Here is a 23142-nt window from a genome sequence, read left to right on the forward strand (position 1 = left end):
AAGTCCGTGGAACAAAAACGCCCGGCAGATATATTCCAGGAACTTCTGGACTACCTATGGAACGGCCTGGGCCTGGAGGAAAAGGGCTGGAAGCGTCTGAAAAAAGGCGACTTCAAAAAGAAAACGAAAAACGGGCTGACCTATCAGATCTGGTTTGACCGGAGCCGCTACAACTACATAGACTACGAAATCGGCCATGGAAATGTGGAGGTGGGTTTCAGCTGTATCATAAAGCAGGGAGATGACTACCTCTACTCTTTCAGAATTGAACCCACAACAGGCGGTTCATTCTTTCGGATGCTGACAGAGGACCTGCGGCTGAACACCGGGCTGCTGGACACCTTTCTGCCCCTGATCAAAGCCCACTACCTTGACTTCATCGACCGCTTCGAGGCAGACCCCGTGGAGGCATTACAGTCGGTCTGCGCCCCCTTCACCGAGGCGGAGGACTACAGATGGTTCATCTATGTGCGGGAGCAGATGGTGAAACGGTACGGAACGGCGGAGCAGATGGAGGAGTACCGCCGTCAGGCAGAATTGCGCGGAACGCCGGAGTGCAAGGCGAAGACCCATACCGGAAAGTTGCTGTTCTACCAGTCCCATGCCAAGGATGTGGATCATGCCTGGGCCTCAAGCCGCACCAGAGAGGAACTGGACCAGGTGGTGGAACCCTTTGTGCAGGCCAAGCGGCAGACAGGACAGTGGACGCAGGAGGATGAGGCGGGCTATCAGCTCTACCAGCAGGAAACAGATCCGAAGAAACGCACCTTTCGGGTATGGTATCTCATCGCCAATCCCCGGGGTCTGCCGAAAGAATTTGTCCAGAAAGAACTGGAGTTCCGGTGGAAGCTGTTCGCTAACAGAGAGGAAGAAAGAAAATGAACGGTATTATTATTCTGGTTTGTAGTCTGCTGCTTCTCATGGCTATAAAACTGCTGATAGAACGCAACTTCATCGGACTGATTCTGTTTTGTGTGGTTCTTTTTTTAGCCTTTGGAGTAACTCCACACACAAAGTAGTGATTGTCCATTGCCACATAATCTACTGCTATAAGGAGGAAACTAAATGAGCAATCAAGTTTTCCGGCAAAATCTGAACGACAAAAAAGGCCCCCAGCCCGGTGGCCCCTATCTCATTCAGATGCTGTTCAAAGAGCCGGTAGAAATGCCGGATAAAGAAAAAATGACTGCTGTAATGGAGAAGCACATCGGATCAACAGAGTGCTTCTGTTATGATAAGAAAATGGCTGGCTTTGCCGCACAGGAGCATATTGCAGAGTTCAAGGACGGAAAATGCCCGGTGCAGCTGATGGTGATGAAATGCGACAAGTTCAAGGGCAAAGGCTTTGATGCCTTCCTGATGAGCCAGATGTGGGACTGCCAGGAGGACCGGGAGCGGATCTTCCGGGAGTGCAAATATCAGGTGGTAGCCACCGATATGCTGTCTGCGGCGCTTCCGGCGCTGGAGCGTGCCAATCTGGATGCCGACTTTTTGGAGGCTCTGGCGGAGCTATACCCCACCTGTGAGGCATTCTATTTCCAGAACTGCGGCAAACTGTTTCTGGCGGAGGATGTGCGTTCTCACCAGATTGAAGGTTCGGATCGGTTCATCCGCTTTGGCGTCAATGTCCGCTTCTTTAACATTGAGGGCACCGAAGATATGCTCATCGACACGGTGGGCATGAGCACCCTGTTCCTGCCCGACCTCCAGTACCACTTCCACGACATGGACCCCAACTGGGTGGTAAACCACGCCTACAATGTGGCATCGTACATATTGGAGCATGATAACCCCATTCAGGATGGGGAAACCATAGACGGCGTGGCGGATGGCCAGATGTGCCGGGAGATTCAGTGGAAGTGCCAGTATGAGGACGCTCTGATCCAGCCGCTCAGAGGGGTGCTGGACATTAATATGGGAGAGTGTGCATCTGGAATGCGTTAATATAAAATGATGCCATATAAAAAAGATAGTTGACATTATATCGTAAAATGACAGCTATCTTTTTTATATAAGGGTTTTGGTTAAGATTTTCGTTCTACAAACCACCGGCCTATATAAGCTCCCGTTAAATTTGTACTGCGTTCAAAAAAGAGATGGCTTTGCTTTCCGTTTACCAAAATTGTATAACAGTCGCCCTGACCTCCAGCTTTCCTTGCGACAGAGGGTTTCACATTCAAAATGCGGTCAATTGTATAAGGCGTTCCGTCTTCCCAGGTAAGTTCTTCTGGAAGCATTTTTCCGTCTGGAAGGAAGGCTGCTCTTACGTTTACATAAACCTTGCAGTCTGTCTGAACACCGCTCATATAGTTCTACCTCCTTAAAAAGTTTTTTAACTTCTTCCAGTTCTTCCTCAAGTGTAGATGCATCTGAATGGAAAATGAGATGTGCTTCATCCTTTGTCCATCCGCATAGCAGATAATCACCGGTATGTGTTAGCTCAGAGGTATAGTAAAAATATTGCTGCTTATCTAATTGACAGCAGAAATAGGCACACCGGGTAAGAGGGGAGAGGACAGGAGATGGAGTAATAAGCTGATAGATGATAGTTGTCCCATTGTTGCAAAGTTCTTTTCTAAGGGAAAAATCGTTTTCCGTATATGGACAAATATAATCAGACTCTTCCTGATACATGGCATGGAACAAGTCAAGGTATAGATCGGAGCCATTTTTTTCAAGATCCTGGCAAAATGATTTTGGGGAAAGATAGAAAAAATGGGGGTTCCATTTATGTTCTACATAGTATATATCGCGGATAGTATCTTCGTTCATCAGTAGTCCTCCTATTCAATTGTTTTCAGAAAATTCCCATGTGATACGATGGGAGACTCCAGTTTATAACCTTTACGTTTCATGACACGAAATTTAAAGTCCAGTAATTCTGCTGGTACATAAAGAGCTTTGGCTGCCTGAAAGAAAAACTGGTCTTCGTTTAATGCATTTAATACGCAGTCATCGGATAACAGCAGTTCGGCAGCAAAGAGATTTGCTTCATATTCCTGCCGATCTGTATCGTCAAATAGTGTAAATTCATGAAACGCAGCTGTTATGTTTGTATGAAGCACGGAGTGAGCAATTTCATGAGCTAGTATGACCCGTTGAATCACTTCCGGTAAATCGCTGTTGATTGTGATATGTTTGATTCTGCGGTGCTGAACATAAAATCCTTTGCAGCACCCTTTATATCTTCCCATCGGTTTTAATACCACGATAATTTTCATTGCCTGTGCCAGACGGAATGGATCCGATTCACCATATTTTTTCTGGATCCGTCTGACTTCTTCAGATATGGATTGAATAGTCAAAACAGCTCCCTCCTTTCGGACTATATTACGGGAGAAGATTATTGTGGATTTTTCTTTTTGCCAAAGGTTTTTCTGGCTGCTTTTTTACAGTCATAGTATGCTTCGGCAACTGCCTGAAAATAAGCATCTTTTGCTTCTTCGCTTAGAGTGCCTCCTGCAAAAAGAGCTGTGTTCTCAGCCAGCATTTTCTGTAGATCCAACGCCTCCCTGGTTCCGCTATTTTTTCTCATATCTTCTACATATTCCATGCGGTCTAAGCCGTAAGATGGATCCTCTATGTTATCGTTCTGCAGATACTCGGTTGATACCTCCAGTGCCTTTGCCAGTTTATAAAGCTGTGCCTGGTATGGTTTTCTTTCGCCTAATTCATAAGAAGTAATTGTCCGGATACCCATTCCGGCTTTTTCTGCTAATTGTTTCTGACTTAATCCAAGATTTCCGCGTTGTTCTTTAACTTTAGCACCAAAAGATTTCATGTCAGACCTCCATTCGTTTTAGTGTGCGTAAACTTGCTAACTGTGCTATTGACAAGTGTGCATGTAGTTGCTAATATTTGAATTAGCAAGAGTTAGCAAGTATCAGTGACTATATGCAAATTATAATGGTAAGTGTGCAAACTGTCAAGAATAAGTGTGCTAATACTTGCTAGAAAAAATTGGAAGAGGGTACAGAATATGAATCGGACAATCCTTCATAGCGATATGAACTGTTTTTATGCTTCTGTAGAAATGATGCTGAACCCAGAGCTACAGGGAAAAGCAGTAGCAGTGTGCGGGTCCACAGAAAACCGTCATGGAATTGTTCTTGCAAAATCAGAGAAAGCGAAACAAGCAGGAATAAAAACAGGGATGGTTAACTGGGAGGCAAAACGACTTTGTCCGGATTTGATTTTGGTTCCACCCCAGTATGAACAGTATTTAAAATATTCCAATATGGCAAGAGAGATTTATCAGGAATATACAGACCTGGTAGAGCCTTACGGAATGGACGAGTGCTTTCTAGATGTGACAGCAAGTCAGGTTCTTTATGGTTCTGGAAAAGAAATTGCAGACCAGATTCGCTGCAGGATGAAGAATGAACTGGGATTGACTGTTAGTATAGGAATTTCATTCAATAAAATATTTGCAAAACTGGGAAGTGATATGAAGAAGCCGGATGCCATAACTAGCATTGAAGAATCAGAATGGAAACAAAAGGTTTGGCCGCTTCGGGTATCGGAATTATTATTCTGTGGCCGCTCAACTACAAAGAAGCTGGAGCAAGTTGGAATTTATACGATAGGAGATCTGGCAGAAATGGATCATGATTATGTGAACCAGCTTCTTGGTAAAAATGGGCTGATGCTGTGGTCATATGCAAATGGTCTGGATGATAGTCCGGTAATGGAGAAGGACTTTGTGTCTCCGATGAAAAGTGTGGGGCATGGAATTACTTGTACAGCAGATCTTAAAACAGAAGAGGAGGTCTGGAAGGTTATTCTGGAATTATGCCAGGACATAGGACATCGATTAAGGATTCATGGATTGAAAGCACAGGGGGTTCAGATAGCGATTCGCAGTCAGGAACTATTTATAAGGCAGTATCAAGGTCAACTTTCCCTTCCGACGATAGTGCCTTTGGAAATTGCTAAACTGGCGAGGGAACTATTTCAGAGAAATTATGATTGGAAGGAACCTGTGCGTTCGGTAACTGTTCGTGCAATCAACTTGGTATCAGCAAAAGAACCGGAGCAAATCTGTTTGTTTTCGGATCCAATCCGGCTTGAGAAAGAAGAAAAATTATTTCTGGCGATTGAGGAAATTCGGCGGCGATTTGGAAAAAGGGCTATCTATCCAGCGGCCTTGATGAAGGATCTGAAGATGCCGGAATACCGAGATCATGGTTTGATTATGCCGGGAGTTATGAACCGGTAAGATAGGAGGGGCTTATGGGACGGAAAAACTCATTGGCAAAAAACAGTATTCAGATGCTGTGTGTGATGCAGCATCTGGATGAACAAAATTTATATGAAAGGTCAAAATTGTTATTATCTATTTATCGAAATGTATGCTGGACGGCCTGTGACCGTGCTGCAATGCTTCGTGAAGAAGCAGAATATTGTTATGGCAGAGAACTGGAGGAGGGGCTTCTATATCTGAATGATTTTGCTCCTACTGTAGAGAGGGAAAAGTTTGAAGAAACAGTAAAAAGCCTGTTCCAGACCAAGTGGCTTGTGGAACTGGTAGACTCGGCCATGGTTAAAATGCGTGATTTTCCATATTCACCACAGCTTTATTTTGACATTGTGTTTAAGTGTTATTTAAGCCGGTTCCGATATACAGAACCTGAATTACTGGAAACGCTTCGGATGGAAAGAAGCACATATTATGATAGAAAAAAGGAAGCAATTAAAATATTCGGTCTATCCCTTTGGGGGAGTGCTCTTCCTCAAATCAAACAGGCTTTGGAAGAACCGTTACTTTATGAATAGAGGAGAGGTGGTTTTATGAGCAACAAAAAGAAAATGGAAGTTTTGTATTTTGTTGAGCAATACATAAAAAGGTATGGATATCCGCCTACTGTGCGGGATATCGGAAAAGGTTTAGGGTATCGTTCCCCATCAACTGTGCATGGTTATCTTCGGCAATTGAAGGAAGAACATCTGATTGAAAGTGACGGAAGCAAACCGAGAACGCTTCATATTAATTAAATAGTCCGACTAAAGTCCGACAATAGTCCTACTGAAAGTCCGACTTCTCTCATGTTATAGTCAGTACACTGGATGGTCAGTGTGCTGAGCGAGAAGATCTCATACAGAAATGTATGGGGTCTTTTTTTATAGTGTTTTGTGCGCTGCATCCAATTTCAAATTTGTTAAGAGCCAGCGGGATCTTCCCGTTGGCTTCTTTTTTTCTAAGGAGCAGCGTATGGAGAAAAGCTTTTGCTTGAGGATTGCCAGAAACCTATGTCGTAGTCCGCCACTTGTCCTTCGTTTTCACCACCCAACGAAAACTAAGGAGGACAGGAACATGGCAAAACCGTATAAGATACCGGATTTTAGAAAAATGTATCCGGAAGCCAGCGAGGAAGTAATCGCTGTATTGAGAACAAGTGAAAGAAAAATGCAGTATCAGGAATATGACTTAAAAAGAGCAAGAAATATCGTAGATCCTAAAACAGGAGAGAAAATGACCATTCCTAGCAGAGAGGATTCCTATGAACGCCTGCAGGAAATGGCTGTGCAATTTCCAGAAGAAAACAGAAGTGTTGAGGATCAGATTCTGAAAAAAATAGAGTGTGAACAGTTACATAAATTCCTTTTAGAACTCTCGAAAGAAGAACAGTGGTTGATTCAGGAACTCTATTTTGAGGAACGGACGGAACGGGAGGTAGCTTCGGTACTTGGATTGTCACAGAAGGCGATAAACAAACGGAGACAGAAGATTTTAGAGAAACTGAGAAAATTATTTTAATTATTTTTCTGTTTTTGGTTCTCAAACTTCTCTGCCAGCGTGGAAAGAAGTGAAGGGGACTGATTTCTCTTTCTGTTCTTTGGCAAAAACTGTGTGAAACAGTCATATCCGGCAATACAGATACCTTAGTTGTTCAGCCCAAAAGGAAAAGCACAAAGGAAAATCCGCCACGACCACCTGCAGATAGTCAGAGTGTCTGTCAATAAGATGACATCAAAGGTGCAGAGCGAAAAAAATTTGTCCTTAAAGCAGTTTTGGCAGACTGCCTGCAATGACCTGAACAGCCTATAATGATACTTCCGTCCAGTCACAGCCCCGCAAAACGGGAACACGCAATGAGGGCGGCTCGGAGAGACCCTCGGAGGGGAACAATCCCATGACAGCCTTAAGCCATGGCTGGTCAGTGTTGCCGCCCAAAGATATCGGTTGTAACAGGAATATCAGTATTTCCGATATCTGGTTCCGGGAAGTTGTGTCGAATAGGAACTTTTGAAAATGAAGAACAAGTGATTTTTAACAGAAACTATGGCGGCAGCTTTATATTTATCCAGCGGAAAAGGAAAGATAGATCAGCTGGATAAGGCTGCCGCTATCCTTGTGTTCTAAATCACAAAATGATAAGGAGGAAGATGTATATGCGTGTCAAAGAATTTATGGAATTATATTCTGACAGCAATTTTCATTTTATGACATCGAAAGGATATTTATTTCTGAATTCTGACCAGGTAAAATCCATACTTTTGGAAGGGCAGAAAGAAGCAGCCAAGAAGGAGCTGGGAAAGGGAATCCGAGCTGATGAACTTTTGGCAGGCGAGGTCATCAGCGTAAGCTGGAAAAAGGGCATTTGCCATATGACGGCAGAATTACATAGAGATAGAGACTTTTCATAAAGAGTAGGAACATTCGTAGTCCAAAGTAGATGGAAGGAGGGGAAGTGTTACGATAAAAAAAGGAGATATATATTATGCAGACCTGATGCCGGTAATAGGCTCTGAACAGGGGGGAATCCGGCCGGTTTTGATTATTCAGAATGATGTTGGTAATTGTTACAGTCCAACCGTCATTGTGGCAGCAATTACAAGTCGGCCTAATAAGCACTGGATACCTACACATATCGAATTGGGAAATCATGTAAGAGGACTCCATAATGATTCTGTTATTTTATTGGAGCAGGTAAGGACGATTGACCGGATAAGATTAAGAGGGTATGTAGGAAGTCTGAGTGGAGCCATGATGCGTAAAGTAGATGAGGCAATTCTCGTGAGTTTTGGTGTAACAGTACAGAGAAGAACATAAAGGGTGTTTGGAAAAGGAGCAGGAGGCAGGAATGGGTCAGGGAAAACGTGCGTGGATCTATTGTGCGATTGATGCACCGGAAGATAGAAATGGTGCATTAAAAAGTCAGTTTAAACAGCTGATTGATTATGGAGAGCAGATGGGATTTGAACTGGTTGGAAGTTCCAGTGATGTGGGGACAACTCCGCTTTGGAATCGAAATGGATTTCGTCATTTTATAGAAGCGGTTCAGAGAGAACAGGTAGATGTTCTTTTGATTGTAAACCGTGGCAGGCTGTCCAGATCATCCATGCAGCTCGCAAGATTTCAGATCCTTCAGGAAAGCTATGATGTCGATGCATATTCGCCATTGGAAGGGAAAATTGAGTTTGGCAGTTGAAAAAATAGGAGAGAAGATTTTATGAGAGCAGAAGAAAAGAATATGGTAGAACGGATCATGGACACAGAAACGATGGGATATGCCTATGAGTATCCATATGGTGGGGGAGCCAGAAAAGAATATATGTTGGCACTGACCCCGGAGAACTTGGCAAATTTTATCGGTGCGAGAGGATATGATGCTAAAAAAATAGTGATTACCGATGTGTTGGATCGCCTGATTGTGAATACCTGTATGGGGATGCTGGATGTTTGTCCGGACCAGAAATTATGTGGGAGAATTATTGAGTATTTGGCGCCGATCCAGCTGGGAGAGAAGGAGGCTGGAGAGATTTTGGCGGTGGAACGCAATGTGGCAGATGAATATTTTGCTATGGAAGATGAAGAGGTTACGATGGCAGAATGTCAGATGTTATAGAGATTGTTGAGGAGGTAGAACGATCATGATTGGGATATTGATTGTTGCGGCAGTTGGAATTATTGGATTTTTGTTAACTGCAGGTATTGCATTTGGAATAGCAGGGAGTTATCAAATCGATTGACGTTGTTTATTGATAATGCTTCGTTTGAAAAGGAAAGATTGTTACATTGTGTGATAGCTATGAGAAGAGTAACACGGTATACTGTGTATAGCGTTAGAGGAAAGGAGTAAAGTAATATGGCAAGGTATATTGTGGATTCCCAGATAGATAATCACGAAAAATATTATTTCATTCGTGAACAGGAGAGCCAGGATATAGTATTACTGCCCTCCAAGTATCTAATGCATAAAAAAAGATCAAAATTGTCACCTAACACTATCAGAAGAAGTGCAGGAGCCATTTCATACTATCTGAATTATATAGATGAGACTGGCATTCAGTTAGATGATGTATGGGAGATGCCATATAATAAGCAGCAGGAACACTTTACAGACTATTTGATATGGTTACAGGCAGGATTGCATAGTGGAGATAGTTACAAAAAGAAACCATATAATGAGACCTGTAATGCGTATTTAAAAGAGGTGTTCCGATTTTATAGATTTTCTGGACAGCAGGATGAATCTACAAAGCAATTGAAAGTCCTCTCTGATATGAGAATTATTGTACATAATTCAGTGGGAGTAAAAAGAACATTATATCGGAATACATTTCATGGATATCTACAGGAAAAAGGACATATAGGGAAGACCATAGAGCAGGATAAGATCGTGATTTTATTAAAGGCATGTGCCAATTGTCGCGATCAAATCCTGCTTTTATTATTAGCAGAAACGGGATTTCGCATCGGGGAACTTTTGGGAGTCCGGTATGCGACAGACATTGATTATGAAAGACACTTACTGTATGTCAATTTTAGAGAAGATAATGAAAATGGAGCCAGGGCTAAGAATGCAGAATACAGAAAGGCAAAAATCAGCGATGCCACCTTTGAAATTCTGCAGTTTTATATAGAGGAATATAAAGACCTTATTTTCCAGCAGGAATACTTGATTATTAACATTTCGGGAGATTATGCAGGAAAACCGATGCAGGACTCAGGCGTCTATGCATTGATGGAACGGCTGCAGAAGAAGACTGGGATTAAAGTAACACCACATATGCTGCGGCATTATTTTGCAAATGCTCGCCGGAAGGCTGGATGGAAGCTGGAACTTATCAGTCAAGCGCTTGGGCATCGAAATATAGAAACAACAATGAGATATTTAAATATATCGGATCAGGAGTTGATGGATGTCAGTGATGAATTTTATAGAAAACATCAGTCCATTTATGAAATTGACAAATTACTTTAGGGAAGGAGGAGAAGTATGTGATTGCATTAAGATTATTGAATACGGAATCACAGGATAAAGCGGATTATCTTCACAACCAGTTGATAACAGATATAAATGTACCGAGTACATACTGGGAGTGTGCAGAGTCCTACCTAAAAGGTGTAGGGATATATGATGTTTTCCTTATAGAAGAACAGGATTTCCGTAATTATAAAATCTTTTTGCGTGAAACAGGGAATTTTACAAAGAAACAGGTATTTGAGCGAACTGGGTTCCTGCGAAACTTGAAGAAGACTCTCATCCAAGAAGAGTATAAAGAGTTGTTGGATGAAATTGAGCAGTGCAATACAGTGCAAGAACGCTTGAAAGGAAATGTCAGGAATTTCTTGATACGGCAGGGAATTCATCATGTAAAGGAAATTGATTATAGAATCAGAGAACTGTATGAAAGTGAGTTGCGCAGGACAAAAACTTCCTCTAAAGGTCTTGAATATTTGAAGACATTGGATCGGATCAAACAGTTTGATATCCGAAAAGAAATGGAAACCCTTTCTGGAAGAAATAAAGAGCGGCTCAAGTATGAAGGGCAAGTGATTTTTCTTCCCTATATACCGGATCAGGACATAGCATCAGATTTTGATTATATCCAAGATAAAAGCGAACTGGTATGGGATTTTAGTCAAAAGGTGCCAGAAACTTTAAAAAAACAAATTTTTCAGATTTTATGCTATGCCTTGAGAAATATAAAAGACAGCAAGGATCGCAGAGTGCGCTATCTACTTCCTTTAAGGTGGATGTATGAGTTTTGCGTAGAGGAAGGAATTGATGATATCGAGCGGCTTGAACTGGAGCAAATAAAGAAATTGGAAACAATTGTAGCCAGGAAAGTTGCAAATGTGAAGAATAGTATGCAGATTGTGGATAACAGCCGCAAAATACTATTTATGAGTGGAAAAGAAATTCACTGGCATGCAAATGTCTGGTATATGGAAAGATTTAATTTTGCACCAGAGCGTGTAAATCCAAGCAATCCTGTGCAGCGACTCAGTTTTTACGAAGTGACGAATGAGAGAAACAGAGAATTGCTGCAAGAGTATATGAAATATCAAGTAGGTATCGGTGATTTAGCACTTGGAAATATACGAAATCAATTGTGTTATATTAAAAAATTTCTAGTTTACTTTAACACATTGGAATCCATATGTGAAATTACGGAAGAACAGATAGCAGAGTATTTCAAACTTCTGCAGGAAGAGGAAATTAAAGCAGAAACAGTAAACAGACAGATATTTGATATTCACAGATTTTTTGTGTACTTAAATGCTAAAGGACATATCAAGAGAATAATTTTTGATCCGAATTATTACATCCAGAAAGTTTTTCCATATCACCATGATCGAAGTGTTCAGGAAGATGAGTATATGGAAATATTACAAAAGCTAAAGTTTTTTCCGGAAGTACAAAGACTTATTTTCCTAAATTTATGGGCAACAGGACTACGGATCAGTGAGGTATGTACATTAAAAGGAGGTGCGTATTATTGGGATGGGGAAGATGCATGGATTAAGGTTTATCAAATTAAAATGAAAACGGAGAAAATGATACCAATTTCATTGGTGCTTTATCAAATTATGAAAATTTATATAAAAAAGCATCATATTAAACCTACCGATTTCCTGTTTAAATCAAAGGATGGCGGGGCATATAGGACTGGTACCTTTGTTAAGGGCTTCAAAGCAAATTGTAAGAAGTATGGAATACATATTTCGGGCGAAACATTCAAGACGCATGATTACAGGCATACATTGGCAAGTAGTTTCTATGATGAAGGAGTGTCCATTCAGACGATTCGGGATTATTTAGGGCATAACAATGAAAATATGACAAAGCAGTATATAGACTACATGCCTAAACGGATCGAACAGGCGAATAAGGAATATTTCAATCAGGCAGAAAATCTTCTTGCAACTGGAATTATTCCAAAGAAACGGGGTGAAAAAACTGGAAAATAAGATACATATCTATGAATTAGACTGCTATAAGAATGCGACTGAAGAACAAAAAAAGAGAATGAGGGTTCGGAAAGACCGTTACTTCGACTTGGAGGGACTTCCGTCAGAAGAAGTAAGAAAGCTCCTAGAAGATTTTGTCTGGGAAAGGGGAAAGAAACTTGCTCCAAGTAGTTTGGCATCTGAAATATTATATTTTAATAATATCCGGAATTTTCTTATAGAAAAGAATATTAAAATCCTGAGATATGAAGACGAGAATAAGATTATTTTGCAGCTAAAGAGTTGGATGATGGAAAAGGGATATGCCCTTACAAGTAAGAAGTATCGAAGCGTTTATGAAATTGTAGCAACAGAAACACCTGGCATAATAAAGCATATGAAGAAGATTCTGAGGTATTCTCAGAAAGATGGGGGGTGCTTAGAACAGGAGAGAGATGTGTGGGAATTGGACAAGTTTGAATTTCCTCTCCGCAGCAACCCGATAAAGAATGTAAAGACTATAAATTTTAAAGGAATTAGTCAAATAACAATCCGAAAAGAAGTTAAAACAGTAATTTTTATGCATTTGAAATATATGGCAATAGGAAGTATTATGGCTGAGATGGTAGCGACTAAAAGATTTTGTAGATATCTGGCATTAAGGTATCCTAAGATTATATCATTACTAGATTTGACACGGGATATTATGGAAAGCTATTTGATCTATCTTCAGACAGAGGCAAAGGAGAGGAAAAATTATCGCTCTGATTTATATGGTCTACGAAGGGTAATTGAAGATGTGGGAAATCATTATGATAGGCAGGATATTAAAAACCTATTTATAAGTACAGATTTTCCTAGCACGCCAAGATATCTATTTAAGTTTTACTCGGACGAGACCATAAAGAAGCTGAATGAAAACATTTTTCAGATGGATGAACAAATAGCGAGGGCGTTAATCCTTCATCAGCTGCTGGGAACACGAATTTCGGATACGCTTACACTAAAAACAGACTGTTTGAGTATAAGAGAAAATCGATATTTTATACGAATCGAGCAGGTAAAATCAATTACATTTGAAAAAGCAATTAGTGATGAAATAGCACAGCTTATTATAAAGTCAATTGATTATACCGAGGAACATTATGGAAAGACAAAATATATTTTTGTAAAAAAAGAGGATCCATTGAGACCATTTCAGTATAGCATGCTTCAACATCGAGTCATGCAGATGATTAGGAAAAATGATATTCGGGATGAGAATGGAGAGTTGCTGAATTTTGGAACACATACATTCCGACATTGTTATGGGAAAAAGCTGACAGAGATGCATATCGACGACTGGATGATCGCAAGGCTTTTGGGGCATAAAACATTACAAAGTGTACATCATTACCGAAAGATTGGGAACAAGATAATGGCGGATGAAACGAGGGCAGTCAGAGAGAAAATCGATATGATTTTAATGGATGTGGTAAAGGAGTGGGATGGATATGAAATATGATAAGATGATAGCCGTTAACAAAGCTGAGAGTGAGCAGAAAATAAAAAAGGCGATTCGGGCAATCGATGATATGGGTGCCAGAGGGCTGCCGATTTCTGTAACAGAATTGGTTCGTTGGACAGGTTTATCAAGAGGATTTTTTTATAAGAATGTGCAAGTCCGTCAGAAACTGGAGGAAGCTATTAAACAGCCACGGCGGATAGATGTACAGCAGCCATCTGAAGAAAGAAATGCTGCAGATTATAATTTTCAGGAATTGAAGAAGGATTTTAACAGCTGCCAGTCAGAGAATCAAAGGTTAAAGGCTGAAAATGAGCAGCTTCTCCAAAAGTGCAGTATACTTCAAAAAGAGGTGGACACATTGAAGAAACGGTTGGATCGAAAGGAAATTGCATTGTTAAAAAAACTATAAAGGTTGTGATTAAGGATGAAGGCAAATAAAATCATCGAAATGAGCCAGGAAAAAAGCAGGCAAAAAGTAAAACTAGCAATGGATGAAATTCAAAGAATGCGTAATGAGGGCGAAAGGATTACAGTTTCCGGATTATGCAAAAGAACAGGCTTATCTAACTCGTTTTTTTACAGAAATCCAAAAATCAAAGAAGAAGTACATAAAGCTGTTGATATTCAAAATCAAAGCTATAAAATGAACATAGACGAAGTGGAACTCCTTGATGAGTATAAGGAAAAATTGTTAGCTATGAGAATCGAGATTATAAAATTGAAAGCAGAAAATCAAAAGTTAGAATCAGAGTTAGATTTTTTGCGAAGACAACAGGAAGGTGTGAGTGATGTTAAATGAAGTATGATAAAATTGTAGGGCTCAAGAAACAGCAAGAAAAAGAGAATTTAGAAATTATTCAGAGAGAGATTGATGCGATGCTTCGAAGAAAGGAGCGGATATCAATTACTGCATTGGCAAAATATGCAGGGGTGGATAGGAGCTATTTTTATAGAAATTTGCAGGCCAAACAAATGGTAGAAGATGCACAATTGAAGCAGGGAGAATGTTATAACCCTAAAAAGGCAATTTTTGATAGAGCGACTGAGGAAGTTAATAAGCAGCTGAAAAGACAAATGATTTTATACAAGAGACGAATTAAAGAGCTAGAGCTGCAGATAGAATTACTAGAAGAGGAAAATCAGAGGTTGAAAGAAAATAGGTAATTTTACATAAAGTAAGAGAGCAGACTTTTGGACAAGAGGATATCCAAGAGCCTGCTTTTTTACTAAATTAAAAAGAAAAATAATTTACACATCGGAGTGATGTGAAAGATGAGACAATTATTTTCAAGCATTCCGGGGCAGGTACTGGATTTTATGGTGGTGCTGATCGGTCTGGTCATTGTCTTTAAAAAGCAGATTAATACGCTTCTTACAAATATCTTTAAACAGATCAACAGCAAGTCGAAGGAGGTATATTGATCCGGGCAGAACGGCACGTTGAAGCAGAAATGGACGTTTGCGGGGGGATCACAGTTTTCCTGAGTTTGATTCTGACCTGTATCTGTGCGCTGATGGGCGGGCTGTTTGAGTCCGCCCGGGCAGCCGGAAGCGGCTGGTATATGCAGATGGCGCTCAATTCCTCCCTGGATTCGCTGATGAGCTGTTATCACCGGGAGATTTGGGATAAATACCGGATTTTTGTGCTGGAATGTGCGGATAAAGAGCGCCTGGCGGCGGAGATGGAGCCGCAGATGGAAACATATCTGGCGGCAGCGCCCTTTTATCCGGTCAGCGGCGGCAAGGCACAGATCGAAGCGATGGATGCGATCACCGGCCATAATGGGGATTTCTTTGCGAAGGAAGTTACCGATTATATGAAAGTGGGTGTCTGGACGCTGGAAAGTGAGGAGTCTGAACTGCCTGAGATGGAAAAACGGATGACGGAAGCAAGGGCGGTTCATGGAATTGCGGAAGGATATCAGGAAAATGGCAGAAAAGTGCTGCGTCTGGAAGAGTCGATCGAGGCGATCGGAGCCTGCCTGCAAAAACAGGAGAAACATCTGGAGGAGATGGAGGCAGCGGTCAGCCAGGCGGATGGAAGCTCGTTCTTTCAATCGGCGGAAAGCTTAGAGAAAGAATTAAAGCAGATTCCGGGGCTGGTTGCGGCGTATGAAAAACAGGCGGACCGGCTTGCGAAAGAATTGCAGGGATCGGAGCAGGGGGCGCAGGAAGCCCAGCCGGATCTGGAAGAAGGCTCCTGGGGCATGGTACAGGAGGAGATGCGGGGGTATCGTTCGTATTTGGATGCGGATGGAGCGCGCCGCCAGGAGGTAAAAAAGACAGAAGAGACGGCTCAAGGAAATGAAGAGGTGGTTGCAGAAGCAGTCCGGAAAGGGAAGGAGATACAGGATTATATCGATGATTGGGAGCCTGACGATGAGGACGATGAGCTGGACGAGGAAGCGCTGTGGGCGCCGGTTCTGACGATCACAGCGGGTTTTCAGAAGGATGGACGTTTCCGGGCTCCGGCAGTCCGAGACAAGAAAAAAATGAATGTGCTGGAAGCAGTCAGCCGCCTGTCGGGGACGGATCTGCTGAGTCTTTGTGTGCCGGCGGGAACTGTGATTTCAGAAAACTGGATTTCGACCGCGGCATTTCCGTCGGCGTTGTATGCAGGCGGAGAGAGCGGAAAGCGGGGGACGACTGGGGATGTCTGGACAGCGGGGCTTGAACGGGCTCTTTTAGATGCGTATGCGGCGCATTTTTTTACCCGGTTCGGGCAGGAAAAGACGGGAAGTATCCATTATGAGCAGGAATATCTCTTACAGGGAAATGCGTCGGAGCGGGAAAATTTAAAACGCACCGTCAATGAACTTCTGGCTGTGCGCGAGGCGGTGAATCTGGCAGCTTTATATGCGGATTCTGAAAAACGGTCGGAGGCGGAAGCATTGGCGCTGGCAATCACGGGGCTGGCGGGAATCACACCGATCACGGCGGCGGCATCCTTCTTTATCATGACAGTCTGGGCGTTTGCAGAGTCGGTGGCAGATGTGAAGGTTCTGCTGGCGGGCGGAAAAATTCCTTTTTTCAAACAGCCGGGGGAGTGGCAGATTTCGCTTTCTGCTCTGACGGAAAAGGGCGCGTCCATCTTTCTGGAAACGGGGACGGATCCTTCATTGAAAAACGGGACAGACGACAGAGGGCTGGACTACCAGGACTGGCTGAAACTCTTTTTCCTGATACAGGGAAAGAGCCGTTTCTGTTACCGGATGATGGATATGATTCAGAACCGCATTTCAGAAAAAGAGCCGGGATTTCGGATGGATCAGTGCCAGTATGGGGTAAGTGTGTCCTATGCGGCACAGGGAACGTTGATACCGCTTCGTAGAACGTCCCAGAAGGAATATTAAACACAATTACAGGGGAGTGGAGGACAGTGTCCTTTTTCAGGAGATGATGCAAGTGAATGTGCCTCTCCAAGTACATAAAGAAAGCCAGTAAAAAAGATGATGACAACTAACCTAACAAAACGAATAAATGAAAGTATCTGTGCGGTCGGGATACCCGTCCTTCGGCGGCATAGAGCCCAAGTAACAAAACGACCCTGGAAAAGGGCATTGTCCTCTGCTTCCCTGTGTGCGAGCCTGACGATTGAGGCGGCGCTTAGTCTGATATTGTTTATGTTTACGGTGATTCTCCTGTCAGTTCCGATGGAAATACTGGATACTCAGAGAAAGGTGCAGACGGTGCTGGAAGTGACGGGGCGGGAACTGGGATGGCAGGTGTATCGGACATCCCATACGGTGCATCCGGCAGAAATGGAGGCGGGAAAAGCGGCAGAGGCAGAAGAAAAGGGAACGGGGGGCTGGTCAGAACTTCCGTCCGGGCTTATCCTGCAGGGATATTTAAAGGAGAAGATTCAGACAGCGGGCGGGAACAAAGTGTCCAATATCCAGTGTGGTGCCAGCCGCGTATCGGAAGATGGAGAATGGATTGACCTGCGCGCCTCCTATAAGGTGCGGCTGCCATTCTCGGTATTTGCGCTTGACCATGTGACGCTTACTTCCCGGAGTCGGAAGCGGGGATGGATTGGGGCGGAAGGCGGGTATTTCTCAGAGAAAAACGCTTCAGAACCGGAGGGAAAATGGGTCTATGTGGGGCGGGACAGTACGCGCTACCATCTCTCGCCTTCGTGCCATTATATATCGAATCAGATCACCGCGGCTGCGTATGCAGATGTAATTTCGGGGGTGCTTAGAAACAGCGGGGGATGCCGTTATAAGGCTTGCAGATACTGTGGAAAGACGGTGTCGGCGGGAGGTATGGTGTATATTCTTCCGTCCGGCGAGGTTTACCATGGAAAGCAGGACTGTTCGTCATTGGCATATTATGTGCAGAAGGTGCGGCGATCAGAGGTGGAATATATGGGTGTGTGTTCATACTGTGGAAGTGGATAGGTGCGGATGGCGGAAAGAATCAAGGAGGGGTGAGAGGGCGGAGTGATGGAAAACAGTGCAGGAATAAGTTTCATGGGATTTACGCGGATGGATTTGGAAAGTGCAGTATGTTTCCTCTGTGCGGTTGTTTTTTCCCTTTTTCTGATGGTCTTTTCCTGGCAGGATTTTCATAGAAAACGGATACGCGTAAGCTGGCTATATGGATTTGGAACGGCAGGAATGGCGCTTACGATGATACGGTGTGTGCTGTCGATTATAAAAGATGGATGGGATTGGAAAAAAAGTGTGTTGCAGATAACGGTATGGCTTTTGGGAATGCTGCCGGGGATTTTTTTGTTCTGGATGGAGCGGCAGACGAAAGGTGCGGTCGGACTGGGAGATGGCTGCTTTTTTCTGATCACTGGGTGCTATCTGGGGGGATGGCGGACGCTTGAACTTTTGATGGGAGCTGTATTTGTGAGCAGTCTGGTAGGAGGTGTCTGGATGCTTACGGCACTGCTTGGCGGAAAGGGGAATGGTCTATGGGAGAAAATGCGGAAAAAGAAGTTGCCATTTCTGACGTGTGTGCTTCCGGTGTGGATTTGGATGCTGATAGCATCTCTTGGATGAAGCGGGAGGTTTCTGCCAGTTATACGGTGGAAGCCTCGTTTGTGATGGCGGTTGCATTCTTTTTTATCGCGGCACTGTTAAATGGAGTGTTTGAGGTGCATGGCAGGATTACGGGGCGTTTTGTCCTGCAGGAGGCGATGGAATGGTGCCTGTATCGGGAGGAAAAAACGTTGCGGGGAGATGGAATGACTGTGGGGGAGATAAGCAGCAGAGCTGGACAGCGCCTGCATGGATTCTTCCGGTGCGGAGATGCAGTTTTGACGATCCGGGAAGATGGGGGAGACTTGGACGGAAGGGTAAAGAGCAGTACAGAGACGGAGATATCCCTGCGCGGACAGGAGCCGGAGCGGGCGATCCGTTTGCTGACAGTGTTGGAAAATGCAGAGTGATGGAGGATACGGGATGGAGATTCGGTACAGCCGGGAAATGAATCATAATTATATGATAATCGAAGCGCCGGAGGAAGAAACGGGCTATGCGGTACAGATGCTGTCGGCGAATGCCATCGAAGGGCTTTTGAAGTTCCGGGTCCGCCAGACGGAGGAGGCGAGAGAATATTATTATGAGATAACGTCGAGACAGCCGCTTAGACGGGTGTTGGAAAAGCGGACCTTGTCGGGACAAGAACTCCGGTCGATTCTGCTTGGTGTGCTGGCGGTTCTGAAGCGGGTGGAAGAGTACCTGTTAAAAGAGGAACAGCTTTTGCTGGATCCGGAATATCTGTATCTGGAACCCGATCATTTTACTGTGGAATTATGTCTGGTTCCGGGGCATCGGGAAGAGGCGCCGCAGGCGCTCTCAAAACTGCTGGGGTATCTTCTGGAACGTGCGGATCATCAGGATCGGGAGGCTGTTGTATTAGCTTATAATCTGTACCAGATTAGTCTTCGGGAGAATTACGGAACGGCAGATCTGCTGCGCCAGCTTTCGGGGGAAGATCGGATCTTTTCGGCAGAAAAACGAAACGAGGATGAGGGGGATCCTGAGACGGCGGGAGTGTGGGCGGATCGGCAGGAGTGGCTTGAAGCGGAGCAAAATCGGAGGGATACGTTGGAATCTGGATCTGGGAAAATGGCTTTTGACACTCAAACGCCAGCCAGGAAGGATTGGAAATATAGGCAGGAAGCGTTGTATCAGGAGAAAACGACGAAAAAGAACCTGGAGTCGGTAGAGAATTCAGATGAAGTGGGGGAAAAGTCTGAAAGGGCAGGTGGAAAACAAAAGGGACAATGGCAGAACAGGTGGATAAAGGTACTTGGAAGCGCGGTGGCAGCTGGCATTGTGTATTGGTACGTGACGGGAGAAATGGATGTATGGCTGTATGCAATCAGCGGCGGCATCGGGGGAATCGTGTTTTTGAGGGAGATGTTGGCAGCCCGCAGAAAATGGCAGGTATATGGTGGCAGGAAGAAAAATCGAGGTCAGGGAGAGGATAGAGAGGAAAGCACGGAAGTGGATCAGGCGAATGAAGCTGGACGAGGTGGAAAGAGTAGTCGTGTGCGGAATGGTGAGAGGAAAGTGATCCAGAAAAAGAAAGAACGGTCTGGGATAGAAGGGACTCTATCATATCAAGACTGGCAGCAGACAACGCCTGAAAACCGCTGGCAGGTCTATCCGGAGAGTGAAGAAGCTTATCGGCAGGAACTTCGAAGAGAAGAAGAAGCACAGATAGAGCGGGCGAGAGAAGCGGGGACTACGCTTCTGTCTGCCTCAAAGAATGGGGAAGGAACGGTGCGCTTAGAGCCGGTGGAAGCCGGAGGAACAGTGATTCAGATTTCCTATATTCCATTTACACTTGGAAAACATCCGGGGCTGTCGGACGCATGTATTGACCGTCCGACCGTCAGCCGTCTTCATGCGCGGATCGATCAGAAGGAGGGCGTATACATTCTGACAGATCTCAATTCAACCAATGGAACATCGGTCAATGGCTATCCGCTTCAGGCAAATGAAACAGTCAGTTTGGGGAATGGGGATTCCATTTATTTGGCGGATGTCGGATATAAATTTTGGGAACACCGATAAATTGTCTGAAAATATGAAATAATAACCAAAAACACGAAATTGATGTGAATTATTTTGCAAGTACATCAATTTCGCGTTTCTGCAAATTTACATAGAACAAGCCATGGGGATATGCTATAATAAAGGCACTTGACATGGAAGTTTCAAGCCAAGTGACAAAAGAAAATACCGCTTTTCCAGTGAATGGAGAAGCATAGAGAGAAGGAGAGACCGACATGACAGACAAAGAATGTATTTTTTGTAAGATCGCTGGCGGAGAGATTCCATCCTCAACGGTTTATGAAGATGAAGATTTTCGTGTGATTCTGGATTTAGGACCGGCATCGAAGGGACATGCGCTGATTCTGCCGAAGCAGCATTTCAAAGATTTATGTGAGCTGGATCCGGCGATTGCGGCCAAAGCTCTTCCATTAGCTGGAAAGATTGGTGCGGCGATGAAGAAAGCACTGGGCTGCACGGGTTTCAATGTGGTTCAGAACAATGGCATATCCGCAGGACAGACTGTTTTTCATTTCCATGTACACATTATTCCGAGATATGAAAATGGACCGGATATGGTGACATGGGCGCCAGGAAAAGCAACGCCGGAAGAGCTGGCAGAAATTAGCAGCTCCATCCGCGAAGAACTGACGCGATAGGAGTTTGGATATGCACCATGAGAATGAAAAAATGGCGCTTTTTGAAGCGCTTTACAGAGAGTACCTGGTACCGCTGAAGAAATATGCGTATAGAATTGGAGTAGGGTACGATGACATTGAGGATATGGTGCATGAAGCTTTCATTGAATATTACAAGCGCTATTCGTTAGATCTGGATCATAAAGTAAAGTTGGTTTTACTGATCCGCATTTTACGGAGCAAGTGGATCGATAACCGGAGGCAGATGCGGCGCCGCGAGATGCTGCATCTGGAAGATCCGGATGCGGAAGAAGAGATTATGAACCTTCTTTTGGAAGGGGAGATAGGAATTCAGCTTCTGGATCAGGAGGTTATCGATAGGGATATCTATTGGAACGTATGGAAGATTGTCAAATCTATGAAGAAGGACTGGCGGGATGTTTTGATTCTCCGTGTTTTGGAGGGCTTGACGGCGGAAGAAGCCTGTGCGGTTTTGAAAATCAAATCAACGGTATGCTGTACACGTCTTTACAGGGCAAAAGCAGAATTGCAGAAGCGCGTGTTGAGGGCAAAGCTGTTTGATATTTAAAAATCACATCGAAGCAGAGCCGTTTCGAATCTGTCCGATGTGATGATAAGCTTACATATTCAGTGTTTTAGTCTTGTACTATACAAACGTAGCAATGCTACTAACTGCGTGCGCAATCATGAATCAGCCCCATGATGGTTTTGACAGCATTGTTTAAGTGGCTTTCAGACATTTTATCAATGAACTGCTGGCGATTTTTATAGGTCTCTTCGATTGCCTGGCTGAGAGTATCTGCGGTTAAAACTTCTTCTTCCAGAACGGTGCTGAATCCCTGTTTTGCAAAGGAGTTGGCATTTAAGATCTGGTCGCCGCGGCTGGCAGCAGCCGACAGAGGGATCAAAATGTTCGGTTTGCGGAGTGCCAGAATTTCGCAGATGGAATTTGCGCCCGCGCGGGAGATGATCAGATCTGCCGCTGCAAAGAGATGGCGGAGTGGTTTATCCACATACTCATACTGAACATATCCTTCGGTGCCGATGAGAGACTCATCCAGATTGCCTTTTCCGCAGATATGTATTACCTGATAGGTTTTCAGAAGCTGCGGAAGAATGCCGCGGACAGCCTGATTGACCGTGACGGAGCCGAGACTTCCGCCGATGATCAGAATTACTGGGCGATCGGCAGAAAGATGGGCGTACTGGAGTCCCGCCAGACGATCCCCGTGCAGAAGCTCTTCACGGATCGGGGAACCGGTCAGAACCGCCTTATCTTCCGGAAGATATTTAAGTGTTTCCGGAAAGTTGCAGCATACCTTGGAAGCGGCTGGAATACAGATTTTATTTGCCAGTCCTGGGGTCATATCGGATTCATGGATGATGACAGGCACTTTATAATGCTTGGCAGCCAGAACGACCGGAACAGCGACAAAACCGCCTTTGGAAAAGACGATATCCGGTTTGTATTTTTTCATAAGCTTGCGAGCCTCAAAGTATCCTTTCAGAACGCGAAGCGGATCTGAAAAATTCTTAAGGTCAAAATAACGGCGCAGTTTTCCAGATGAGATTCCATCGTAAGGGATGCTGGCTGCCTCGATCAGGCGGCGCTCAATGCCGTTATAAGAACCAATATAGTGAATCTCAAAGTCTTCCTCGCGCAGTGCCGGAAGCAGGGCGAGATTCGGTGTAACATGACCTGCAGTACCACCGCCGGTCAGAATGATTTTTTTCATAGTAGTTTCCTCCACACATCAGCCGCTGGTTACGGTGTGAGGGGAC

Annotated in this window: 28 protein-coding genes; 24 read left to right on the top strand and 4 right to left on the bottom strand. The window is 44.0% G+C overall.

Annotated elements, in window-relative coordinates:
- The first annotated feature begins 6 nt into the window (after nucleotides 1-6).
- On the top strand, nucleotides 7-882 hold the full coding sequence (locus tag DW931_RS13115) for a hypothetical protein (RefSeq protein ID WP_002593755.1): 876 nt from the start codon (nucleotides 7-9) through the stop codon (nucleotides 880-882).
- Between the two features lie 183 nt (nucleotides 883-1065).
- Nucleotides 1066-1944 carry a DUF4261 domain-containing protein gene (locus DW931_RS13120; RefSeq protein WP_002593753.1) on the top strand — a complete coding sequence of 293 codons (879 nt, stop codon included), beginning with the start codon at nucleotides 1066-1068 and terminating at the stop codon, nucleotides 1942-1944.
- Between the two features lie 243 nt (nucleotides 1945-2187).
- Here the strand turns inward: DW931_RS13120 and DW931_RS13130 are convergent, their stop codons facing one another.
- The 3 genes from DW931_RS13130 to DW931_RS13140 are packed head-to-tail and all read right to left on the bottom strand — an operon-like array spanning nucleotide 2188 to nucleotide 3781.
- A complete protein-coding gene (locus DW931_RS13130; RefSeq protein ID WP_002593752.1) occupies nucleotides 2188-2772 on the bottom strand; it encodes a hypothetical protein in 585 nt (194 codons plus the stop codon).
- 11 nt (nucleotides 2773-2783) lie between these two features.
- A complete protein-coding gene (locus tag DW931_RS13135; protein WP_002593751.1) occupies nucleotides 2784-3305 on the bottom strand; it encodes an ImmA/IrrE family metallo-endopeptidase in 522 nt (173 codons plus the stop codon).
- A gap of 38 nt (nucleotides 3306-3343) precedes the next feature.
- On the bottom strand, nucleotides 3344-3781 hold the full coding sequence (locus DW931_RS13140) for a helix-turn-helix transcriptional regulator (RefSeq protein ID WP_002593750.1): 438 nt from the start codon (nucleotides 3779-3781) through the stop codon (nucleotides 3344-3346).
- Between the two features lie 132 nt (nucleotides 3782-3913).
- Between DW931_RS13140 and dinB the strand changes: the two genes are divergently transcribed.
- From dinB to DW931_RS13250, 22 genes are all read left to right on the top strand, one after another.
- Nucleotides 3914-5218, top strand: a complete 1305-nt coding sequence (dinB, locus tag DW931_RS13145) for a DNA polymerase IV (RefSeq protein WP_243036955.1) — start codon at nucleotides 3914-3916, stop codon at nucleotides 5216-5218.
- Between the two features lie 14 nt (nucleotides 5219-5232).
- Complete coding sequence (locus DW931_RS13150; protein WP_002593748.1) at nucleotides 5233-5775, top strand: hypothetical protein; 543 nt, start codon at nucleotides 5233-5235, stop codon at nucleotides 5773-5775.
- A gap of 15 nt (nucleotides 5776-5790) precedes the next feature.
- Entirely contained in the window at nucleotides 5791-5994 is a 204-nt protein-coding gene (locus DW931_RS13155) for a hypothetical protein (RefSeq protein ID WP_002593747.1), read from the top strand.
- 319 nt (nucleotides 5995-6313) lie between these two features.
- The gene (locus DW931_RS13160; protein WP_002593746.1) at nucleotides 6314-6757 is read left to right on the top strand and encodes a sigma-70 family RNA polymerase sigma factor; all 444 of its coding nucleotides are present in this window, start codon (nucleotides 6314-6316) and stop codon (nucleotides 6755-6757) included.
- 635 nt (nucleotides 6758-7392) lie between these two features.
- Nucleotides 7393-7647 (top strand): hypothetical protein, encoded by a 255-nt coding sequence (locus tag DW931_RS13165; protein WP_002593745.1) that lies wholly within the window; start codon nucleotides 7393-7395, stop codon nucleotides 7645-7647.
- 52 nt (nucleotides 7648-7699) lie between these two features.
- Nucleotides 7700-8053, top strand: coding sequence for a type II toxin-antitoxin system PemK/MazF family toxin (locus DW931_RS13170; protein WP_038292372.1), 354 nt, complete (start codon nucleotides 7700-7702; stop codon nucleotides 8051-8053).
- 31 nt (nucleotides 8054-8084) lie between these two features.
- Nucleotides 8085-8432 (top strand): recombinase family protein, encoded by a 348-nt coding sequence (locus DW931_RS13175; protein WP_044944624.1) that lies wholly within the window; start codon nucleotides 8085-8087, stop codon nucleotides 8430-8432.
- A gap of 21 nt (nucleotides 8433-8453) precedes the next feature.
- A complete protein-coding gene (locus tag DW931_RS13180) occupies nucleotides 8454-8849 on the top strand; it encodes a hypothetical protein (protein ID WP_008400335.1) in 396 nt (131 codons plus the stop codon).
- Between the two features lie 240 nt (nucleotides 8850-9089).
- Nucleotides 9090-10208, top strand: a complete 1119-nt coding sequence (locus tag DW931_RS13185) for a tyrosine-type recombinase/integrase (protein WP_008400332.1) — start codon at nucleotides 9090-9092, stop codon at nucleotides 10206-10208.
- 17 nt (nucleotides 10209-10225) lie between these two features.
- Nucleotides 10226-12202: a site-specific integrase gene (locus DW931_RS13190; RefSeq protein ID WP_008400331.1), complete on the top strand. Its 1977-nt coding sequence runs from the start codon at nucleotides 10226-10228 to the stop codon at nucleotides 12200-12202.
- A complete protein-coding gene (locus DW931_RS13195; protein WP_008400330.1) occupies nucleotides 12183-13685 on the top strand; it encodes a site-specific integrase in 1503 nt (500 codons plus the stop codon). The genes DW931_RS13190 and DW931_RS13195 overlap by 20 nt, the downstream gene beginning before the upstream one ends.
- The gene (locus DW931_RS13200; protein WP_118482088.1) at nucleotides 13675-14097 is read left to right on the top strand and encodes a DUF6262 family protein; all 423 of its coding nucleotides are present in this window, start codon (nucleotides 13675-13677) and stop codon (nucleotides 14095-14097) included. The genes DW931_RS13195 and DW931_RS13200 overlap by 11 nt, the downstream gene beginning before the upstream one ends.
- A 15-nt stretch (nucleotides 14098-14112) precedes the next feature.
- Nucleotides 14113-14487 (top strand): DUF6262 family protein, encoded by a 375-nt coding sequence (locus DW931_RS13205; protein ID WP_008400327.1) that lies wholly within the window; start codon nucleotides 14113-14115, stop codon nucleotides 14485-14487.
- The gene (locus DW931_RS13210; protein ID WP_008400326.1) at nucleotides 14484-14852 is read left to right on the top strand and encodes a DUF6262 family protein; all 369 of its coding nucleotides are present in this window, start codon (nucleotides 14484-14486) and stop codon (nucleotides 14850-14852) included. Before DW931_RS13205 ends, DW931_RS13210 begins: the two co-directional genes overlap by 4 nt.
- Before the next feature lie 108 nt (nucleotides 14853-14960).
- A complete protein-coding gene (locus DW931_RS13215) occupies nucleotides 14961-15110 on the top strand; it encodes a Flp1 family type IVb pilin (protein WP_118482089.1) in 150 nt (49 codons plus the stop codon).
- Nucleotides 15111-15139: 29 nt separating this feature from the next.
- The gene (locus DW931_RS13220; RefSeq protein ID WP_118482096.1) at nucleotides 15140-17041 is read left to right on the top strand and encodes a DUF5702 domain-containing protein; all 1902 of its coding nucleotides are present in this window, start codon (nucleotides 15140-15142) and stop codon (nucleotides 17039-17041) included.
- A 207-nt stretch (nucleotides 17042-17248) separates the two neighbouring features.
- Nucleotides 17249-18088 (top strand): hypothetical protein, encoded by an 840-nt coding sequence (locus DW931_RS13225; RefSeq protein ID WP_118482090.1) that lies wholly within the window; start codon nucleotides 17249-17251, stop codon nucleotides 18086-18088.
- 45 nt (nucleotides 18089-18133) lie between these two features.
- Entirely contained in the window at nucleotides 18134-18697 is a 564-nt protein-coding gene (locus DW931_RS13230) for a prepilin peptidase (protein ID WP_118482091.1), read from the top strand.
- The gene (locus tag DW931_RS13235; RefSeq protein ID WP_117796600.1) at nucleotides 18694-19086 is read left to right on the top strand and encodes a hypothetical protein; all 393 of its coding nucleotides are present in this window, start codon (nucleotides 18694-18696) and stop codon (nucleotides 19084-19086) included. Before DW931_RS13230 ends, DW931_RS13235 begins: the two co-directional genes overlap by 4 nt.
- A gap of 13 nt (nucleotides 19087-19099) precedes the next feature.
- The gene (locus DW931_RS13240) at nucleotides 19100-20722 is read left to right on the top strand and encodes a DUF6382 domain-containing protein (protein WP_117796601.1); all 1623 of its coding nucleotides are present in this window, start codon (nucleotides 19100-19102) and stop codon (nucleotides 20720-20722) included.
- Nucleotides 20723-20937: 215 nt separating this feature from the next.
- A complete protein-coding gene (locus tag DW931_RS13245) occupies nucleotides 20938-21360 on the top strand; it encodes an HIT family protein (RefSeq protein ID WP_022360422.1) in 423 nt (140 codons plus the stop codon).
- A gap of 10 nt (nucleotides 21361-21370) precedes the next feature.
- Nucleotides 21371-21928 carry an RNA polymerase sigma factor gene (locus DW931_RS13250; RefSeq protein ID WP_227589698.1) on the top strand — a complete coding sequence of 186 codons (558 nt, stop codon included), beginning with the start codon at nucleotides 21371-21373 and terminating at the stop codon, nucleotides 21926-21928.
- A gap of 100 nt (nucleotides 21929-22028) precedes the next feature.
- Here the strand turns inward: DW931_RS13250 and DW931_RS13255 are convergent, their stop codons facing one another.
- Complete coding sequence (locus tag DW931_RS13255) at nucleotides 22029-23096, bottom strand: undecaprenyldiphospho-muramoylpentapeptide beta-N-acetylglucosaminyltransferase (protein ID WP_117796602.1); 1068 nt, start codon at nucleotides 23094-23096, stop codon at nucleotides 22029-22031.
- Nucleotides 23097-23142: the final 46 nt, after the last annotated feature.

The sequence above is a fragment of the Clostridium sp. AM43-3BH genome (assembly GCF_003479985.1).
GTDB lineage: Bacteria > Bacillota > Clostridia > Lachnospirales > Lachnospiraceae > Otoolea > Otoolea fessa.

Coding starts and splice junctions, on each gene's coding strand:
- DW931_RS13205 (WP_008400327.1), top strand. CDS start 14,113: ATGAAGGCAAATAAAATCATCGAAATGAGCCAGGAAAAAAGCAGGCAA.
- DW931_RS13230 (WP_118482091.1), top strand. CDS start 18,134: ATGGAAAACAGTGCAGGAATAAGTTTCATGGGATTTACGCGGATGGAT.
- DW931_RS13255 (WP_117796602.1), bottom strand. CDS start 23,096: ATGAAAAAAATCATTCTGACCGGCGGTGGTACTGCAGGTCATGTTACA.
- DW931_RS13185 (WP_008400332.1), top strand. CDS start 9,090: ATGGCAAGGTATATTGTGGATTCCCAGATAGATAATCACGAAAAATAT.
- DW931_RS13160 (WP_002593746.1), top strand. CDS start 6,314: ATGGCAAAACCGTATAAGATACCGGATTTTAGAAAAATGTATCCGGAA.
- DW931_RS13200 (WP_118482088.1), top strand. CDS start 13,675: ATGAAATATGATAAGATGATAGCCGTTAACAAAGCTGAGAGTGAGCAG.
- DW931_RS13240 (WP_117796601.1), top strand. CDS start 19,100: ATGGAGATTCGGTACAGCCGGGAAATGAATCATAATTATATGATAATC.
- DW931_RS13245 (WP_022360422.1), top strand. CDS start 20,938: ATGACAGACAAAGAATGTATTTTTTGTAAGATCGCTGGCGGAGAGATT.
- DW931_RS13220 (WP_118482096.1), top strand. CDS start 15,140: ATGGACGTTTGCGGGGGGATCACAGTTTTCCTGAGTTTGATTCTGACC.
- DW931_RS13235 (WP_117796600.1), top strand. CDS start 18,694: ATGAAGCGGGAGGTTTCTGCCAGTTATACGGTGGAAGCCTCGTTTGTG.
- DW931_RS13120 (WP_002593753.1), top strand. CDS start 1,066: ATGAGCAATCAAGTTTTCCGGCAAAATCTGAACGACAAAAAAGGCCCC.
- DW931_RS13155 (WP_002593747.1), top strand. CDS start 5,791: ATGAGCAACAAAAAGAAAATGGAAGTTTTGTATTTTGTTGAGCAATAC.
- DW931_RS13150 (WP_002593748.1), top strand. CDS start 5,233: ATGGGACGGAAAAACTCATTGGCAAAAAACAGTATTCAGATGCTGTGT.
- DW931_RS13215 (WP_118482089.1), top strand. CDS start 14,961: ATGAGACAATTATTTTCAAGCATTCCGGGGCAGGTACTGGATTTTATG.
- DW931_RS13175 (WP_044944624.1), top strand. CDS start 8,085: ATGGGTCAGGGAAAACGTGCGTGGATCTATTGTGCGATTGATGCACCG.
- DW931_RS13250 (WP_227589698.1), top strand. CDS start 21,371: ATGCACCATGAGAATGAAAAAATGGCGCTTTTTGAAGCGCTTTACAGA.
- DW931_RS13130 (WP_002593752.1), bottom strand. CDS start 2,772: ATGAACGAAGATACTATCCGCGATATATACTATGTAGAACATAAATGG.
- DW931_RS13140 (WP_002593750.1), bottom strand. CDS start 3,781: ATGAAATCTTTTGGTGCTAAAGTTAAAGAACAACGCGGAAATCTTGGA.
- DW931_RS13180 (WP_008400335.1), top strand. CDS start 8,454: ATGAGAGCAGAAGAAAAGAATATGGTAGAACGGATCATGGACACAGAA.
- DW931_RS13165 (WP_002593745.1), top strand. CDS start 7,393: ATGCGTGTCAAAGAATTTATGGAATTATATTCTGACAGCAATTTTCAT.
- DW931_RS13210 (WP_008400326.1), top strand. CDS start 14,484: ATGAAGTATGATAAAATTGTAGGGCTCAAGAAACAGCAAGAAAAAGAG.